Origin of the sequence: Lysobacter sp., from assembly GCA_013141175.1 — a bacterium.
In the GTDB taxonomy this organism is placed as follows: Bacteria; Pseudomonadota; Gammaproteobacteria; order Xanthomonadales; family Xanthomonadaceae; genus Lysobacter_I.
The window spans coordinates 3,343,143-3,359,532 of the sequence record JABFRN010000001.1; the positions used below are offsets into that span (position 1 = coordinate 3,343,143).

At 66.0% G+C, this 16,390-nt stretch carries 16 protein-coding genes; 12 read left to right on the forward strand and 4 right to left on the reverse strand.

Annotated features, from left to right (window positions below):
• Positions 1 to 2 precede the first annotated feature (2 nt).
• From folK to pgi, 5 genes are all read left to right on the forward strand, one after another.
• Positions 3 to 539, forward strand: coding sequence for a 2-amino-4-hydroxy-6-hydroxymethyldihydropteridine diphosphokinase (gene folK / locus HOP03_14720; GenBank protein NOT89415.1), 537 nt, complete (start codon positions 3 to 5; stop codon positions 537 to 539).
• A gap of 76 nt (positions 540 to 615) precedes the next feature.
• A complete protein-coding gene (panB, locus tag HOP03_14725) occupies positions 616 to 1,431 on the forward strand; it encodes a 3-methyl-2-oxobutanoate hydroxymethyltransferase (GenBank protein ID NOT89416.1) in 816 nt (271 codons plus the stop codon).
• Entirely contained in the window at positions 1,428 to 1,844 is a 417-nt protein-coding gene (locus HOP03_14730) for an integron (protein ID NOT89417.1), read from the forward strand. Before panB ends, HOP03_14730 begins: the two co-directional genes overlap by 4 nt.
• A gap of 31 nt (positions 1,845 to 1,875) precedes the next feature.
• Entirely contained in the window at positions 1,876 to 2,742 is an 867-nt protein-coding gene (locus HOP03_14735) for a pantoate--beta-alanine ligase (GenBank protein ID NOT89418.1), read from the forward strand.
• Positions 2,743 to 2,885: 143 nt separating this feature from the next.
• Positions 2,886 to 4,409: a glucose-6-phosphate isomerase gene (pgi, locus tag HOP03_14740; protein ID NOT89419.1), complete on the forward strand. Its 1,524-nt coding sequence runs from the start codon at positions 2,886 to 2,888 to the stop codon at positions 4,407 to 4,409.
• Positions 4,410 to 4,473: 64 nt separating this feature from the next.
• Here the strand turns inward: pgi and queG are convergent, their stop codons facing one another.
• Positions 4,474 to 5,559, reverse strand: a complete 1,086-nt coding sequence (gene queG, locus HOP03_14745; GenBank protein ID NOT89420.1) for a tRNA epoxyqueuosine(34) reductase QueG — start codon at positions 5,557 to 5,559, stop codon at positions 4,474 to 4,476.
• Between queG and HOP03_14750 the strand changes: the two genes are divergently transcribed.
• The 7 genes from HOP03_14750 to HOP03_14780 all read left to right on the forward strand — a co-directional run bounded on the left by HOP03_14750 (position 5,558) and on the right by HOP03_14780 (position 13,493).
• The gene (locus tag HOP03_14750; GenBank protein ID NOT89421.1) at positions 5,558 to 7,063 is read left to right on the forward strand and encodes an NAD(P)H-hydrate dehydratase; all 1,506 of its coding nucleotides are present in this window, start codon (positions 5,558 to 5,560) and stop codon (positions 7,061 to 7,063) included. The genes queG and HOP03_14750 overlap by 2 nt on opposite strands.
• A complete protein-coding gene (gene tsaE / locus HOP03_14755; protein NOT89422.1) occupies positions 7,060 to 7,557 on the forward strand; it encodes a tRNA (adenosine(37)-N6)-threonylcarbamoyltransferase complex ATPase subunit type 1 TsaE in 498 nt (165 codons plus the stop codon). The genes HOP03_14750 and tsaE overlap by 4 nt, the downstream gene beginning before the upstream one ends.
• A gap of 88 nt (positions 7,558 to 7,645) precedes the next feature.
• Entirely contained in the window at positions 7,646 to 9,208 is a 1,563-nt protein-coding gene (locus HOP03_14760) for an N-acetylmuramoyl-L-alanine amidase (GenBank protein ID NOT89423.1), read from the forward strand.
• A gap of 70 nt (positions 9,209 to 9,278) precedes the next feature.
• Entirely contained in the window at positions 9,279 to 9,623 is a 345-nt protein-coding gene (locus HOP03_14765; protein NOT89424.1) for a hypothetical protein, read from the forward strand.
• A 58-nt stretch (positions 9,624 to 9,681) separates the two neighbouring features.
• The gene (gene mutL, locus HOP03_14770; protein ID NOT89425.1) at positions 9,682 to 11,523 is read left to right on the forward strand and encodes a DNA mismatch repair endonuclease MutL; all 1,842 of its coding nucleotides are present in this window, start codon (positions 9,682 to 9,684) and stop codon (positions 11,521 to 11,523) included.
• Positions 11,524 to 11,525: 2 nt separating this feature from the next.
• Positions 11,526 to 12,485 carry a DUF1684 domain-containing protein gene (locus HOP03_14775; GenBank protein NOT89426.1) on the forward strand — a complete coding sequence of 320 codons (960 nt, stop codon included), beginning with the start codon at positions 11,526 to 11,528 and terminating at the stop codon, positions 12,483 to 12,485.
• 36 nt (positions 12,486 to 12,521) lie between these two features.
• Entirely contained in the window at positions 12,522 to 13,493 is a 972-nt protein-coding gene (locus tag HOP03_14780; GenBank protein NOT89427.1) for a TraB/GumN family protein, read from the forward strand.
• 7 nt (positions 13,494 to 13,500) lie between these two features.
• Here the strand turns inward: HOP03_14780 and rnfB are convergent, their stop codons facing one another.
• The 3 genes from rnfB to metG are packed head-to-tail and all read right to left on the reverse strand — an operon-like array spanning position 13,501 to position 16,367.
• A complete protein-coding gene (gene rnfB, locus HOP03_14785) occupies positions 13,501 to 13,926 on the reverse strand; it encodes an Rnf electron transport complex subunit RnfB (protein ID NOT89428.1) in 426 nt (141 codons plus the stop codon).
• Positions 13,923 to 14,231 carry a hypothetical protein gene (locus HOP03_14790; GenBank protein ID NOT89429.1) on the reverse strand — a complete coding sequence of 103 codons (309 nt, stop codon included), beginning with the start codon at positions 14,229 to 14,231 and terminating at the stop codon, positions 13,923 to 13,925. Before HOP03_14790 ends, rnfB begins: the two co-directional genes overlap by 4 nt.
• A gap of 6 nt (positions 14,232 to 14,237) precedes the next feature.
• Complete coding sequence (gene metG, locus HOP03_14795; GenBank protein NOT89430.1) at positions 14,238 to 16,367, reverse strand: methionine--tRNA ligase; 2,130 nt, start codon at positions 16,365 to 16,367, stop codon at positions 14,238 to 14,240.
• Between the last annotated feature and the right edge of the window lie 23 nt (positions 16,368 to 16,390).

Sequence of the window (16,390 nt, forward strand, 5' to 3'; positions counted from 1 at the left end):
TGATGTCCGAGCCCATCCCCGAGGTGGCGCTGGACCGCAGTCCGGTGCTGGCGTTCGTCGGTCTCGGCGGCAATGTCGGCGATTCCGCCGTCACGCTGCGCGCCGCCGTGCACCGGCTGATGACCGTGCCGCGCAGCCGGCTGGTCTCGGCCTCGCGGTTTTATCGGACCCCCGCCTGGGGCCAGGAACACCAGGCCGATTTCGTCAACGCGGTGGTCGCCATCGAAACCGCACTGCCGGCGCGCGTCCTGCTGGATGAACTGCTGCGCATCGAACGCGACTTCGGCCGCGAGCGTGCCGCCGATGGCAGCGGTCGCTGGGGCCCAAGGGTCCTGGATCTCGACATCCTGCTGTACGGAGGGCGGGTGATCGATGAGCCCGGTCTGCACGTGCCGCATCCGTATCTGCACGAACGTGCATTCGCGCTGGTCCCGCTGCTCGATCTGGTGTCCGATATCGACATCCCGGGCAGGGGTAGTGCGCGTCGCGCGCTGATGCTGGTCGGCGGGGCCGGCATCGAGTCGCTGGTGGAACGCTGAAACGCCTGAAAGCGTCCGCTCCGAACTGCTAGGCTAGCCGCCCCGGCCTCTTCCCCCGGCCCCATTCTGGACGCATATGGCCATTCGAGAAGACAAGCCCTGGACCGTGCCCGCGTTGGCCGATGCCAAGCGCAGCGGTCGCAAACTCGCGATGCTCACCGCCTACGACGCGGTCTTCGCGCGCGTCTTCGATCGCAACGGCGCGGACCTGATCCTGGTCGGCGATTCGCTCGGCATGGTGGTCAAAGGACAAGCCTCGACGCTGCCGGTCACGGTCGACGACATCGCGTATCACACCGCTGCGGTCGCGAGTCATCTTGAGCGCGCATTGCTCATCGCCGATCTGCCGTTCCAGGCCGACGCCACGCCCGAGCGCGCGCTCGACGCCGCGACCCGGCTGCTGCAGGCCGGCGCGCTGATGGTCAAACTCGAAGGCGCCGGTCCGCACAAGCTCGAAGCGATCCGGTACCTGGTCGAGCGCGAGATTCCGGTCTCCGCGCATCTCGGGCTGACCCCTCAATCGGTGCTGCGCTTCGGCGGTTTCAAGGTGCAGGGCCGCGAGGCGCTTGCCGCCGCGAAACTGCGCGAAGACGCGCGCGCGGTCGAAGACGCGGGCGCGTCGCTGCTGGTGCTGGAATGCGTGCCGACCGCGCTCGCGCAGACGATCACCGCCGCCAGCGCCATTCCCACCATCGGCATCGGCGCCGGCCCGCACTGCGACGGCCAGGTGCTGGTGCTGCACGACATGCTCGGCCTCGACAGCGGCCACCGTCGACCGAAATTCGTGAAGGATTTCCTTGCGGCAGGCGGCTCGGTCGCGGGCGCGGTGCAGGCGTATTGCGCAGCGGTGCGCGACGGATCGTTCCCCGACGCCGAGCATGCGTACTCATGAATCCTGTCCGTGCGTCGATGACGGGCCTCGCCGCTGCGCTGATGGTGCTTGCGTTCGCCGCTGCAGCCGCGAAGCGGGACGTTCCGGTGGTTGTCGGCGTGGAAGAAGAAATCGATGCCTGCGGCGGTTGGGCCGAAGTGTCGGGGTTGAATCCGAAGGGCGATGGTTTCCTCTCGGTGCGCGGCGGCCCGGGGTCGGATTACCCGATGCGGGATCGACTGCGCGAAGGCGACACGTTCTTCGTCTGCGATGCATCGCGCGACGGCGAATGGATGGCGATCGTCTACCCACGCAAGGGACAGGCCGCCGACGTTTGCGGCGTCTCCCGCGCGGTTCCCGAAGCGCGCGAATATCGCGGTCCCTGCGCTTCGGGCTGGGTCAACGCCACCTGGGTTCGCGTCCTCGCCGGCTGACGCGCCACATTTCACCTCATCGAACACGTCCATGATCGAAACCATCGTCGAACTGCGCCACCTGCGCGAACGCATCCTCGGCTGGCGCCGCGAAGGTCTGCGGATCGGCTTCGTGCCGACCATGGGCAATCTGCATGCCGGCCATTACTCGCTGGTCGCACTGGCGCGGCGGCATGCCGACCGGATCATTTCCAGTGTGTTCGTGAATCCCACCCAGTTCGGACCAAGCGAGGATTTCACCCGCTATCCACGCACGCCGGAAGCCGACACCAGCGGGCTCGAAGCCGCAGGCTGCGATGCGCTGTGGCTGCCGACGGTGGAGTCGATGTATCCCTTCGGCGTCGATCTCGCGGTGCGCATGCGCGTGCCGGGCGTCGCCGACGTGCTGGAAGGCGCGCACCGTCCCGGACATTTCGACGGGGTCTGCACGGTGGTCGCGCGGCTGTTCAATCAGGTGCAGCCCGACGTCGCCGCGTTCGGCAAGAAGGATTTCCAGCAGCTTGCGGTGATCCAGCAGATGGTCACCGATCTGGCGTATCCGCTGACCCTGCTGCGTGGCGAGATCGTGCGCGAGGACGACGGATTGGCGATGAGTTCGCGCAACCAGTACCTGTCGCCGCAGGATCGCGTGGTCGCCGCCGAAATCAACCGGACGCTGTTGGAAATGCGCGCGCAGCTGCAGGCGGGGGTATCGCGCGCTTCGGTCGAAGCCGGCGCGGCCCTGCGACTGGGCGACGCCGGATTTTCGGTGGATTACGCCGCGATCCGTACGCCGGATCTGGCCGAGCCCGACATCGAGCCGACGCGCTATGCCGGGCCCGGTCCGCGCGTCGCGCTGATCGCGGCCCGTCTCGGACGGACCCGGCTGATCGACAACCTCGAATTCGAGATCGGTTGAGCAGGCGCTCTACTGAGTCGATCTGGATCGAGCCGCAAGACGCGCATCCGCACTGGTTTCGTTTGCATGCCGGCCGCCGCCGCCGGCACGGCGACGATCTGGCAGAATCCGCGCATCGCACGCCGCAGCCCGATGAGCCCGACATGTCAAACCCGCACGACACTGTGTTCGATTCGCTGCAGCCTCACGCCGAACGCCTGCGGCAGGTCCCGATCGCGCAGTTGATCGCCGACGATTCCGCGCGACCGAAGGATTTCGCACTCCGCGTCGGTCCGCTCTATGCCAGTTTCGCGCGACAGCATTACGACCGCCCGGCGCTCGATGCGCTGTTCGACATCGCTGAAGCGGCGGATCTCTCCTTTGCGGTGCGCCGGTTGTTCGACGGCCACCTCGTCAACATCACGGAAGGCCGTGCAGCATTGCATACGGCGCTGCGCAGCGATCTTTCCGATATCGCCCACGTGCGCGAAGCTGCGGCGCAGGCGCGCGCCGCGCGCACGCGGATGGCGGCGATGGTCGAAGAACTGCTTGCTTCGGGCGTGACCGATGTGGTCAGTGTCGGCATCGGCGGTTCCGATCTCGGTCCGCGTCTGGTCGCCGATGCGTTGAGCGATGCGGTCGGCGGCCCGCGCCTGCGCGTGCATTTCGTCTCCAACGTCGACGGCAATGCGGTGCGCCGCACGTTGGCCAGGCTTGATCCTGCGCATAGCGCAGCGATCCTGATTTCCAAGACCTTCGGCACCCAGGAAACACTGCTCAACGGCACGGTGGTTCGCGACTGGCTGCAGGACGACAGCCGCGTGTATGCGGTCAGCGCGAACGTGCAGCGCGCCGCGGACTTCGGCATCGACGAGTCCCGGATCCTGCCGATGTGGGATTGGGTCGGTGGCCGTTATTCGCTGTGGTCGGCGGTGGGGTTCCCGATCGCGCTGGCGATCGGCATGGAAGGTTTCGAGCGACTGCTTGCCGGCGCAGCGGACATGGACGCGCACGTGTTGGCGACGCCGCTGCGCGACAACGTCGCGGCCTGGCATGCGCTGACCGCGATCTGGAACCGCAACGCCATGCACGCCGGTTCGCAAGCGGTGCTGCCGTACGACGAACGCCTGCGCCTGCTGCCGAATTACCTGCAGCAGCTGGTGATGGAAAGCCTCGGCAAATCGGCGCGTCTCGATGGCGCTGCGCTCTCTGGTCACACCGTGCCGGTGTGGTGGGGCGGGGCGGGCACCGATACCCAGCACAGCTTCTTCCAGGCGCTGCATCAGGGCACGCAGATCGTGCCGGCCGATTTCATCGGCGTGATCCGCGCCGATCATGCGCACGAAAGCAATCACGCGGCCTTGCTCGCGAATCTGCTCGCGCAGACCGAAGCCTTCGCCAACGGCCAGGCCAGCGACGATCCGCATCGCGCCTATGCCGGCAATCGCCCCAGCACGCTGCTGCTGCTCGATGTGCTGACGCCGGAGTCGCTCGGTGCGCTGATCGCGCTGTACGAGCACAGCGTCTATCTGCAGTCGGTGCTGTGGGGCATCAACGCGTTCGACCAGTTCGGCGTGGAGCTCGGCAAGCAGGTCGCGAACAGATTGCTGCCGGCGCTGCAGGGCGATGTCGAGGCGGACGATCCGGTGACGCGAGCGCTCTTGTCGGAAATCAGACATCGCTCGTGAGGGTGCGCGTGCCGCGAACCGGGTTTTCGCGACGATCACAGTGATGGCGCGCGACACGCGCACCCTATGCGCAGTGTTGCTTCAGCGCCCATTCGACATGCTCGCGCACCATCGCATCGTCGGTCTCTCTTCTGGATTGCAGTGCCCCGATGGTGTCCGGCGTCGTCGGCGCATTGCCCAGCGCGATCGCGAGATTGCGCAGCCAGCGCGCGTAGCCGCTTCGGCGGATCGGCGAGCCTTCGGTGCGCTGCAGGAATTCGGCTTCGCTCCACGCGAACAGATCCGCCAGCGTCGCCGTGTCCAGGTCGTTCCGCGCGCGGAAATCCGGCTCGTCGGTGGTCTTCGCGAATTTGTTCCATGGGCAGGCCAGCTGGCAATCGTCGCAGCCGAAGATGCGGTTGCCGATCAAGGGCCGCAATGCTTCGTCGATGCTGCCTTCGTGTTCGATGGTGAGATAGGCGATGCAGCGCCGCGCATCCAGTCGATACGGCGCCACGATGGCCTGCGTGGGACAGATGTCGATGCAGCGCGTGCAGGTGCCGCAATGCGCGCCTGCCGGCGGATCGATGGGCAGCGGCAGATCGACGTAGAGTTCGCCGAGGAAAAACCACGAGCCGCCGTCCTTGTCGATCAGGCAGGTGTGTTTGCCGATCCAGCCGAGCCCGGCATTGCGCGCCAGCGCGCGTTCCAGCACCGGTGCGGAATCCACGAACACGCGATAACCGAACGGGCCGATTTCCCCGGCGATGCGATCGGCGAGTTTCTGCAGGCGGTTGCGCATCAGCTTGTGGTAATCGCGACCCAGTGCGTAGCGCGCGACATAGGCGCGTCCGTGGTCGTCGAGCGCGGCCCAGGCTTCGTCGGGATCGCGGCCGTAGTCCATTCCCACCGAGATCACCCGCAGCGTGCCCGGTACCAGCTCCGCAGGACGGCTGCGCTTGTCGCCGTGCTGCGCCATCCACGCCATCGAGCCATGCAGCCCCTGCGCCAGCCAGTCGTGCAGATGCTGCTCGTCTTCGCCCAGTTTGACATCGGCGACCCCGCAGCGCTGGAAGCCGAATTCGCCCGCCAGCGCTTTGATCCGCAGTGCGAGGGCAGGCAGGTCGATGTCGGTGCTCGGAATCACGCCACGAGTATAGAATCCGGGCATGCATATCGCTTCCCTCCACGATCTGCCGAAGCTCTACCGCAGCGGCGCGATCCGCGCCGCCGAGCAGGTGGCGATGACGCGCTTCGGCCTGGATGAAGACGACCTGATGGCCCGCGCCGGCCTCGCCGCCTGGCGTCTGCTGCTGGATCGCTGGCCGCAGGCGCAGCGGATCGGCATCGTCTGCGGCCCCGGCAACAACGGCGGCGATGGCTACGTCCTGGCCGAACTGGCGCGCAGCGCCGGTCGCCATGTCTTCGTGCTGCGACTGGGCGCCGAGGTGAAGGCGGGTGCCGCCCGCCGCGCCGCCGACGCGTTCGTGCAGGCAGGCGGCGAAGCGGCGACGTTCCTCGTCGACGACGGCCTCCCGCAGGCCGATGTGTGGGTGGATGCGCTGTTCGGCATCGGCCTGCAGCGTCCGCTCGAAGGCATGGCCGCCGACATCGTCGCTGCGCTGAACCATCAGGATTCGCCAGTGCTGGCGCTGGATGTCCCCTCCGGTGTCGATGCCGACAGCGGTCATCATCCGGGTCTTGCGATCAAGGCGGTCGTCACGCTGAGCTTCATCGCGGGCAAACCCGGTCTCTACACCGGGCCCGGTCGCGCGTCGGTTGGCGAAGTCGTGATCGATACGCTCGGCTTGGCCGATCACGTCTTCGACGATCTCGAACCGGCCGCGCGCATCGCCCGACCGGAGGCGCTGCCGCTGTGGCTCAAGCCGCGCGCGCGCAATGCGCACAAGGGCAGTTTCGGAACCGTGCTGTGCATCGGTGGCGACCATGGTTTCGGCGGCGCGGTCGCGCTGTGCGCGGAAGCGGCGCATCGTGCCGGCGCCGGCATGGTCGGTGCGGCGACGCGCGCCGAGCATGTGCCGGTGCTGCTGGCGCGCTGTCCGGAAACCATGGTGCGCGCGGTCGAGTCCGCCGCGCAGCTCAAACCCATGCTCGATCGTTGCACGGTGATCGCCATCGGCCCTGGACTGGGAGGTGGCGAATGGGGCGAAGCGCTGTTCGAAGCCGCACTGGCGCAAGGCTTGCCGATGGTGATCGATGCGGATGCCCTGAATCAGCTGTCGAAGTCGCCGAAAACGCTGGAAATGGCGGTGCTCACGCCGCATCCGGGCGAGGCCGCGCGCCTGCTGCGGACAGCCATCGCGGACATCGAACAGGACCGCATCGCGTCGGCGAAACGATTGGCGGACGAATACGGCTGCGTCGTGGTCTGCAAAGGTGCGGGCACCGTGGTCGCGGCGCCGAACGACATTCCGGTGATCGTCGATGCCGGCAATCCCGGCATGGCCACAGGCGGCATGGGCGATGTGTTGACCGGCGTGATCGCCGCACTGATCGCACAGGGATGCTCGAACTTCGAGGCCGCGGTCTGCGGCACATTGCTGCACGCTGCTGCTGGCGATGCCGCTGCGCATGACGGCGGCGAGCGCGGGCTGCTGCCGTCGGATCTGTTTCCGCATCTGCGACGTCTCGCCAATCCGGTGCGGCGCGCATGAGTGCCGCGGTCGAATATGCGACTGTCGTGCTGCATCTGCAGGACGCGGAAGCCACCGAACGTCTGGCGCGTTCGCTTGCGCAAACCGCACCGACGCCGGCCGTGGTCCATCTGCAGGGCGATCTGGGCGCGGGCAAATCCACGCTCGCGCGCGGCTGGCTGCGTGCATTGGGCGTGACCGGCGCGATCCGCAGCCCCACCTACACTCTGGTCGAGCGCTATCCGTTGCCCACAGGCGAGGGTCTGCATCTCGATCTGTACCGTATCGGCGACGGTGCCGAGCTGGAATTCCTGGGCTTGGACGATGTCGACGCTGCGCTGTGGCTGGTCGAGTGGCCGGAGCGGGGCGGCGATTCCCTGCCTGTCGCCGATCTGCGGATTAGCCTGGCGATAGACGGCGACGGACGTCGCTGTGAGCTGTCGCCGATGACCTCGCGGGGGGCGTCCTGGCTGTCTCGCTTGGCATCCGCGCATGGGCTTGCGACCCCTTGCTGATGCCACGGCAGAGGAAGTTCCGGCAGGTTACGGATTATTAAGGGAAAAGTGCTTGAAAAATTTCCCGCCGGGTGGTTGACTACCGTCCATGCGCGTGAAGGGGACCACCATCCAGCAAATCATCCTGGGCCTAGCATTGCTGGCCGCCCTGTGCTGGAACCTTGCGCAAGCGAATGAAATCAATGGCTTGCATTTGATCGACGGTGCCACCGGCACGCGCGCCGAACTGCAGCTCCAGAGCGATGTCGCGTTCCGTACGATGACGCTGTCCAACCCCGACCGCTACGTGGTCGATCTTCCCGATACCGCCACCGGCCGCAGCCTGCAGTTGCCTGCGCCTGTCGGCGTGGTCAAGGCCGTGCGCAGCGGCAAGCCCACCGCCGGGACGACCCGGATCGTGTTCGATCTCGCTTCACCGATCGCGCCGATCAAGCCGCATCTGGAACGCGGTGCCGATGGCGTGCGTCTGGTGCTGGAATGGCCGGGCGATGGCGCCAAGCCGCTCGCTGCGATCCCGGTATCGACGCCCCCCATATCGACGGCCCCGACATCCACGCCGGTCGTGTCGTCTGTCGTCGCTCCAGCAGCCAACGTAGCGGCAAAACCCGCGCAGGTGCCCACGCCAACCACTTCGCCGGTTGCATCGGTGCCGCAGCAGCCGTCTGTCCTGGATCAGGTTCTGCCTGCACTGACCGCGCCTGCCGTCACCGCGCCTGCGGCAACCAAACCATTGGCGACTGTCGTGCCATCTGCGTCCGCGCCCGTGGCGGTGATCAAACCTGCCGACACGGCTGCCAAGCCCGTGATTGCGGTCGTTGAACCACCCGCTGCGACCGGCAAGTCCCTGCAGGATCTGCGTGTCGGTACCCGTCCGCTGATCGTGGCCATCGATGCCGGCCACGGCGGCCAGGATCCCGGTGCGCACGGTCCCAGCGGCAAGCGCGAAAAAGACGTGACCCTCGCCATCGCCCGCGAACTGGCCCGCCAGATCAACGCCACGCCCGGCCTCAAGGCCTACCTGACCCGCGACACCGATGTGTTCCTGCCGTTGCCGCGGCGGACCCAGTTGGCGCGACAGGCCCGGGCCGACATGTTCATCTCGATCCACGCCGACGCCGCCGAGAACCGCGCTGCCAAGGGCTCCTCGGTCTACGTGCTGTCGCTGCGCGGCGCATCGTCGCAGCGCGCGCGCTGGTTGGCCGACAAGGAAAACGCCGCCGATCTGATCGGCGGTGCCGGTGCGCACAAGCCCGACAACACGCTGGCCTCGGTGCTGCTCGATCTCACCCAGAGCGGCCAGATGAGGGCGTCGGAAGATGCGGCCGGTCACGTGCTCTCCGGCCTGAAGACCATCGGCAACAACCACAAGCCCGGGATCGAGCGCGCCAATTTCTCGGTGCTGCGGACGTCCGACATGCCGGCGATGCTGGTCGAAACGGCGTTCATCTCGAACCCCGATGAAGAGCGTCGCCTGATCGATCCGCAGTACCAGCGGACGGTCGCGCGCGCGGTGCTCGATGGCGTGAATACCTACTTCACCCGTCAGCCGCCGCCGGGCACGATCTTCGCGGCTCGCGCCAAGACGCTGGAAGGCACGGTCGTGGCCAGCGCTGCGGTCCAGCCTGCCGCCACGACGGGCGGAAGTCCCTGATCCTCAACGCCGGGCGGTCGTGCCCGCGACGCTGACGTATCATCCCGGTAGCTGGGCTTCCGGGTTTCCCATGTGTCGATATCCACTGATGGTCGTTACGCTGATGGCGATCGCGTCCGCCGGCTGCGCGCCGGTGACGACAGCGGCATCGGATATCGACTGCGAGCGCAACAAGCTCGCCAACATGCGTGAACTGGTCGTGGAAGGCCGCGTGGTCGAGGACAGCGCCATGTTCGAGCGTGCGCGCGACGACATGAGTCTGTCGACATTGGTCGCGACGCTCGGGCCGGCGAGTCGCGACATCGGCTCGGGCCTGCACATCTTCGTCTGGGAGGCGCGCGACGGTTCGACGCTGCGCGCGAGCGCCGGCGGGCTCTGCGACCGCGTCCTGAAGTTCGAGCGCATCCGCAGGTGACAGTGCAGCGCACATCACCGACCATTGCACGCAGCAGAACGCAGGCCATTTCCTTTCCGTGACCATCCGCCAACTCCCCGACACCCTCATCAACCAGATCGCCGCCGGTGAAGTCATCGAGCGTCCTGCTTCGGTGGTGAAAGAGCTGGTCGAGAACGCCATCGACGCCGGCGCGCGGCGCATCGATATCGATCTGGAAGACGGCGGCGTGCGCCTGATCCGGGTGCGCGACGACGGCGGCGGCATCGCGCCGGAGGAACTGCTGCTGGCGGTGCAGCGCCACGCCACCAGCAAGATCGCGTCGCTCGATGATCTCGAAGCCGTCGCCACGCTCGGTTTCCGCGGCGAAGCGCTGCCGTCGATCGCATCGGTCAGCCGTTTCAGCATCGCGTCGCGTCGCGGCGACGATGACCACGGCAGCGCATTGCCGGTCGAAGGCGGTCGCGTTGGCGATCTCGCGCCGAAGCAGCAGGCCGCAGGCACCACGGTCGAAGTCCGCGACCTGTTCTTCAACGTGCCGGCACGCCGCAAATTCCTGCGCGCCGAGCGCACCGAGTTGGGTCATATCGAAGAGTGGCTGCGGCAGCTCGCGCTGGCGAGGCCCGACGTCGAACTGCGCGTCAGCCACAACGGCAAACCGCTGCGGCGCTACAAAGGTGACAGCGGCGTGCTGTTTTCGGGCGAACGCCTGGCGGAAACCCTGGGCGATGAATTCCTCGCGAACGCGCTGCAGGTCGATCACGCCGCGCCACTGCCCACCGACAGCGGCAGCCTCATGCGTCTGTACGGCTGGATCGCGCAGCCGGCGTATTCGCGCGCCAGCGCCGATCAACAGTATCTGTACGTCAACGGCCGCGCGGTGCGCGATCGCAGCGTCGCGCACGCGGTGAAGCAGGCGTATGCCGATGTGCTGTTCCACGGGCGTCAGCCGGCGTATGTGCTGTTTCTCGAAGTCGACCCGCGCCGGGTCGATGTCAACGTGCATCCGGCGAAGCATGAAGTGCGCTTCCGCGATGCGCGCCCGATCCACGATTTCGTCTACCGCACGCTGCACGCCGCGCTCGCCGAGACCCGCGCCGGCATCGTTGCCGGCGTTGCCGATGGCGTGCCCGCGTTGGCGTCTTCCGGGTCCACGGCGCCTTACGCGAACGGTACCGCGCAGAACGGTGGCATGCCGCAGTGGAACCGGCCGATGCCGCAGAGCGGCCTGGGTCTGCGCGTCGACGAGACCCGCGCTGCGTACACCGCGCTGTATGCGCTGTCGTCGTCGCCGCAGCCTGCGGTACGCCCGCTGCCCGAAACCGGCGATGGCGACGTGCCGCCGCTCGGTTACGCCATCGCGCAGTTGCACGGCATCTACGTGCTCAGCGAAACCGCCGATGGCCTGATCGTGGTCGATATGCACGCGGCGCACGAGCGCATCGGCTACGAAAAGCTCAAGACCGCGCACGACAGCGTCGGCCTGCGCATGCAGCCGCTGCTGGTGCCGCAGACCATCGCGGTGTCGGCGCGCGAAGCGGATACCGCCGAGCGCGAGGCCGACACACTGGCGGCGCTCGGTTTCGAGATCACCCGCAGCGGGCCGCAGAGTCTGACCCTGCGCGGCGTGCCGGGGCTGCTTGCCGACGGTGAGGTCGAGGCATTGTTCCGCGACGTGATCGCCGATCTGGTCGAGCACGGCGAGTCCAGGCGCGTGGCAGCGGCCCGCGACGAACTGTTGGCGACGATGGCCTGTCACGCTGCGGTGCGCGCCAATCGTCGCCTGGGTGTTCCGGAAATGAATGCGCTGCTGCGCGAGATGGAAGCCACCGAACGATCGGGGCAATGCAATCATGGACGTCCGACCTGGGCGAAATTCACGTTGGGCGAGATCGATCGCTGGTTCTTGAGGGGGCGTTGAACATGGATACGATCCAGATGCGTAAAACCGCAGTCGTGCTTGCGCGTGCAGCGACCTTGTCGCTGCTCTTGGCGACGGTATCGGCCTGCGGCGACAAGAAGGCGACTGACGATGCGCCCTTGAGCGAAGCCGAGGCACGGTATCTGTCCGAAGAAAGTCTCTGGCGCATGCAGCGTCAGGAGGACCTGACCCAACCCGACGGTTGGTCCAGTCTCATCGGTCTGCACTGGCTCTCGCTGCAGTCGCACTATGTCGGCAGCGGTGCGCGCAGCGGTATCCGTATCGCGCTGGGGCCGGAGTCGCTGGGCATGTTCCAGCGCAACAACGGGAAAGTGTTCTTCACGCCCGAACGCGGGCTCGCGCTGACCTTGGACGGCCAGCCGTTCAAGGGCCGCGTCGAGCTGAAGGACGACAGCAGTGGTTCGCCCAGCGTGCTCGGTTTCGACGAAGGCAAAGGCAAGCTCACCGTGATCGAACGCGGCGGCAATCGCGCACTGCGGGTGAAGCATGCCGACGCGCCGACGCGCACGAATTTCAAGAGCATCGATTACTGGCCGGCCGATCGCGATTGGCGCGTCGAAGCGACCTTCATCCCGAATCCTGCCGGTACCACATTGCCGATCGCCACGATCATCGGCACCACCGAGAACATGCCGAATCCCGGTGCGCTGGAATTCCAGCGCGATGGCAAGACCTATCGTATCGAGGCGCTGGACCAGGGCGAAACGACCCTGTCGCTGATCATCGCCGACCGTACCAGCGGCCACGAAACCTATGGTGCTGGCCGCTATCTCGACGTGCCGCGCCCCGATGCGAAAGGCAAGGTCGTGATCGACTTCAACCGCGCCTACAACCCGCCGTGCGCGTTCACGCCGTTCGCCACCTGTCCGCTGCCGCCGAACCAGAACCGGCTGGATCTGCCGATCACCGCCGGCGAGAAGCGCTACGGCGTGAAACACTGACGCCGCACCATCGATATCACTCCAAGGAACGCCATGATGTTCAAGTCCGTCCTGCTCGGCATACTCGCTGTTTCCGCGGCATCGCTCTGCGCGGATGCCGCCACCTCGTCGCGCACCGCAACGGCGGCGCCGCCGGTGCCGTTGATGTGGAAAGTGTCGGATGCCGACAACGATCTGTATCTGCTCGGTTCGTTCCACATGCTGAAGCCGGGCGACTATCCGCTGTCGGCCGATGTGGATGCGGCTTTCGACGATGCCGAAGCACTGGCATTCGAATTGTCGCCGCAGGAATTGCTGTCGCCCGAGCTGGGCCAGGCGATGGGCATGGCGGCGCTGCGCACCGATCGCACGCCGCTCAACAGCGAATTGCCGGACGCGACCATCGCGAAACTCGACGCCTGGATCGCTGCCAACGACAAGGCGTTGCAGAAAATGGGCATGCCCGCACAGGCATTCCAGATGTTCGAGCCGTGGTTCGTCGGGCTGACGATTTCGCTCATCGAAATGGACAAGCAGGGACTCGACCCGAAGATCGGCCTCGATATGCACTTCATCCGCCGCGCCGGGGAAACCTCCAAGCCCACGATGGGTCTGGAAAAAGGCAGCGAACAGATCGCGGTGTTCGACGGCATGAGCAAAGTCGAACAACTGCAGTTCCTCGACGAATCGCTGAGCGAAGCCCGGAACGCGAAGGCCGAGATCGAGAAGCTGCATTCCGCGTGGCGTCGCGGCGATGCAGCCGAGCTGTTGGACGGAATGGCCGGCGATATGCGCCGGGAATACCCGCAGCTCTATCGCAAGATCAATGTCGCCCGCAACGATGCCTGGGTACCCAAGCTGCAGCGCATGCTCGATGACGAAACGAAAGACGATACGCTGGTCGTGGTCGGTGCGCTGCATCTGCTCGGCGACGACGGCGTGGTCGAGAAGCTGCGCGCCAAGGGTTACAAAGTGGAGCGCGTATGTGCGGCGTGCGGTCCGGCGTCGACCGCGCGCGGCAAGCGCTGAGCGCGACTCAGCCCGGCTCCGATTCGAGAGGCGGGACCAGTACGATGCAATCCACCGGGCACGCGGGAATGCACAGCTCGCAGCCGGTGCACAGCGGTTCGATCACCACGTGCATGTGCTTGGCCGCGCCGATGATGGCGTCGACCGGGCAGGCCTGGATGCACTTGGTGCAGCCGATGCAGTCCGCTTCCACCACCACCGCCACCTGCCCGGGTTTGTGCGTGCCGCGCGTGCGGTCGTAGGGCTGCGCCGGCACGCCCAGCACGCGTGCGAGCGCGCGTGCGCCGGCATCGCCGCCGGGTGGGCAACGATCGACGCCGGCCGCGCCGCGCGCCATCGCCTCCGCATACGGCCGGCAGCCTGCGTAACCGCATTGCCCGCATTGCGTCTGCGGCAGGATACGGTCGAGGCGTTCGAGGACGTCGACGCTCACGGAGTCGTGGGGCTGTCCGCTGTCGAGCAGTACGCCGCGAATCCTTCGGCGGTGTTTTCGAAGTTCGCCTGTTTCGCCAGCTCCCACGGCCGCACGCAGTCGCGTTCGCGCGCGCACCACGTGTAACCGGCAGGCGCCAGGCAGCCGTGCGCGTCGCGGTCGCCGCCGATCGGGCGCGGGGCCGGCAGCGGTTCTTTCGAGGTCGTATCGCCCGTCGACGTGCCGGCACAGCCGGAGGCGAGCGCGATGATCGAGATTGCGGTCAACGCGAGCGGTAACAGACGGGTATGGACATGGGTACTCATCGCCGTTCAGCGCACCGGCATGCCGGGCTCGGCGCCGCTGTCGGCATCGAGCAACGCCAGCGCGCCGCCATCGAAACCGGCGGAGAGGATCATGCCTTCGCTCACGCCGAAGCGCATCTTGCGCGGCGCGAGATTGGCGATGAACACCACGCTGCGACCGACGAGTACTTCGGGTTCGGCGTAGCTGCCACGGATGCCCGAGAAGATCTGTCGCTTGCCCAGTTCGCCCGCGTCCAGATCGAAACGCAGCAGCTTGTCCGAGCCCTCGACGAATTCGCAGGCCAGCACCTTGCCGATGCGCAGATCGAGCTTCGCGAAATCGTCCATGCCGATGAATCCGCCCGTTGCAGCCTCCGCCTTCGTCGCCTCTGCTTTTGTAGGAGCGGCTTTAGCCGCGAGCTTTTCTTCCGAGTCCGCAGGCTTCGCGGCTGAAGCCGCTCCTACAACAGCGGCGTCGGTCGGCTTCATCGATTCTTTGGAGGCTTCGGTCATGGCTTCGATCTGTTTCGGGTCGATTCGGGTGAACAAGGCTGCATACGGCTTGATCGCATGATTCAGTAGCGGGGCATCCAAGTCGCTCCACTGCGAGGTAGTGGCTGCAAGGAAAGACTCGGCTTGCAAAGACGTGTCGGGGAGAATCGGTTTCAAGTAAGCGTTGATCAGTCTGAAAGCATTCAATGCAGTTGTGCAAGTGGCGCGAAGGTCGCCATGCACAGATGGATCGATTTCAAGCTGCTTTGCCAGTTTCCATGGTGCTTGATTGGCAACGTACGCATTGGCTTCATCGCATGCTTCCATGATGCCGCGGAGCGCAGCTGCGGGATTGTTTGCAGCATAAGAAGCAACGATTTCATCGCGCCTTGCTAGTGTTTTTGAATACAGTTCTTCGCCATTTCCTGCCGTAAATTCGCTGCCGATCATTCCATCGCAATGTTTTTCGATGAAGCCAGCACAGCGGCTTGCGATATTGACGAACTTCCCGACAACATCACTGTTCACGCGAGCAACGAAGTCGCTCAGATTCAAATCGACATCTTCAACTTGACCGTTGCTTTTTGTGGCGAAGTAATAGCGCAATGCCTCAGGATGCAGTCCGCTGTCGAGATAGGTGCGCGCTTGGATGAAAGTGCCACGGCCTTTCGACATTTTCGTGCCGTCGACAGTGAGATACCCATTCACGTGCAGCCGCGTCGGCGTACGAAAACCCGAGCCCTGCAGCACCGCCGGCCAGAACAGGCCGTGGAAATTCACGATGTCCTTGCCGATGAAGTGATGCAGTTCCGCATCGCTGCCGGCCTTCGTGAACGCGTCGAAATCGTAGCCCTTGGCATCGCACAGCGCCTTGAAGCTGCTGAGGTAGCCGATCGGCGCGTCCAGCCAGACGTAGAAATACTTGCCGGGCTGGCCGGGGATCTCGAAGCCGAAGTAGGGCGCATCGCGGGAGATGTCCCACGGGCGCAGGCCGCCGTCGGAATCCAGCCATTCCTGCAGCTTGGCCTTCATGCCCGGCACCATCACGGGGCCGGCCAGCCATTCGCGCAGGAAATCGCTGAACTGCCCGAGCTCGAAGAAGAAATGCTCCGACTCGCGCATCTCCGGCGTGGCGCCGCTGATCACCGAGCGCGGCTCCTTCAGATCGGTCGGCGCGTAGGTGGCGCCGCATTGTTCGCAGTTGTCGCCGTACTGGTCGGGGGTGCCGCAGTTCGGGCAGATGCCCTTGATGTAGCGGTCGGGCAGGAACATGCCCTTGGCCGGGTCGTAGAACTGCTGCACCGAGCGCCGGCCGATGTGGCCCTTGGCGTCGAGCTCGGCGTAGATCGCCTCGGTCAGCGCGCGGTTGCCGGCGGAGTGGGTGGAGTCGTAGTGGTCGTAGACCACGCCGAACGCGGCGAAATCGCGCACGTGCGCGGCCTGGATGTCGGCGATGAAGGCTTCCGGCGTGGTGCCGGCTTTTTCCGCCGCGAGCATGATCGGCGTGCCGTGGGTGTCGTCGGCGCAGACGAAGTGGACGGTGTCGCCCGACATGCGCCTCGCCCGCACCCAGATATCGGCCTGGATGTAGCCCACCAGATGGCCGAGATGGATCTGGCCGTTGGCGTAGGGCAGGGCGTTGGTGACGAGCGCGGAACGAGTCATGGGCGGGGCAGGCCGGCAGTGGA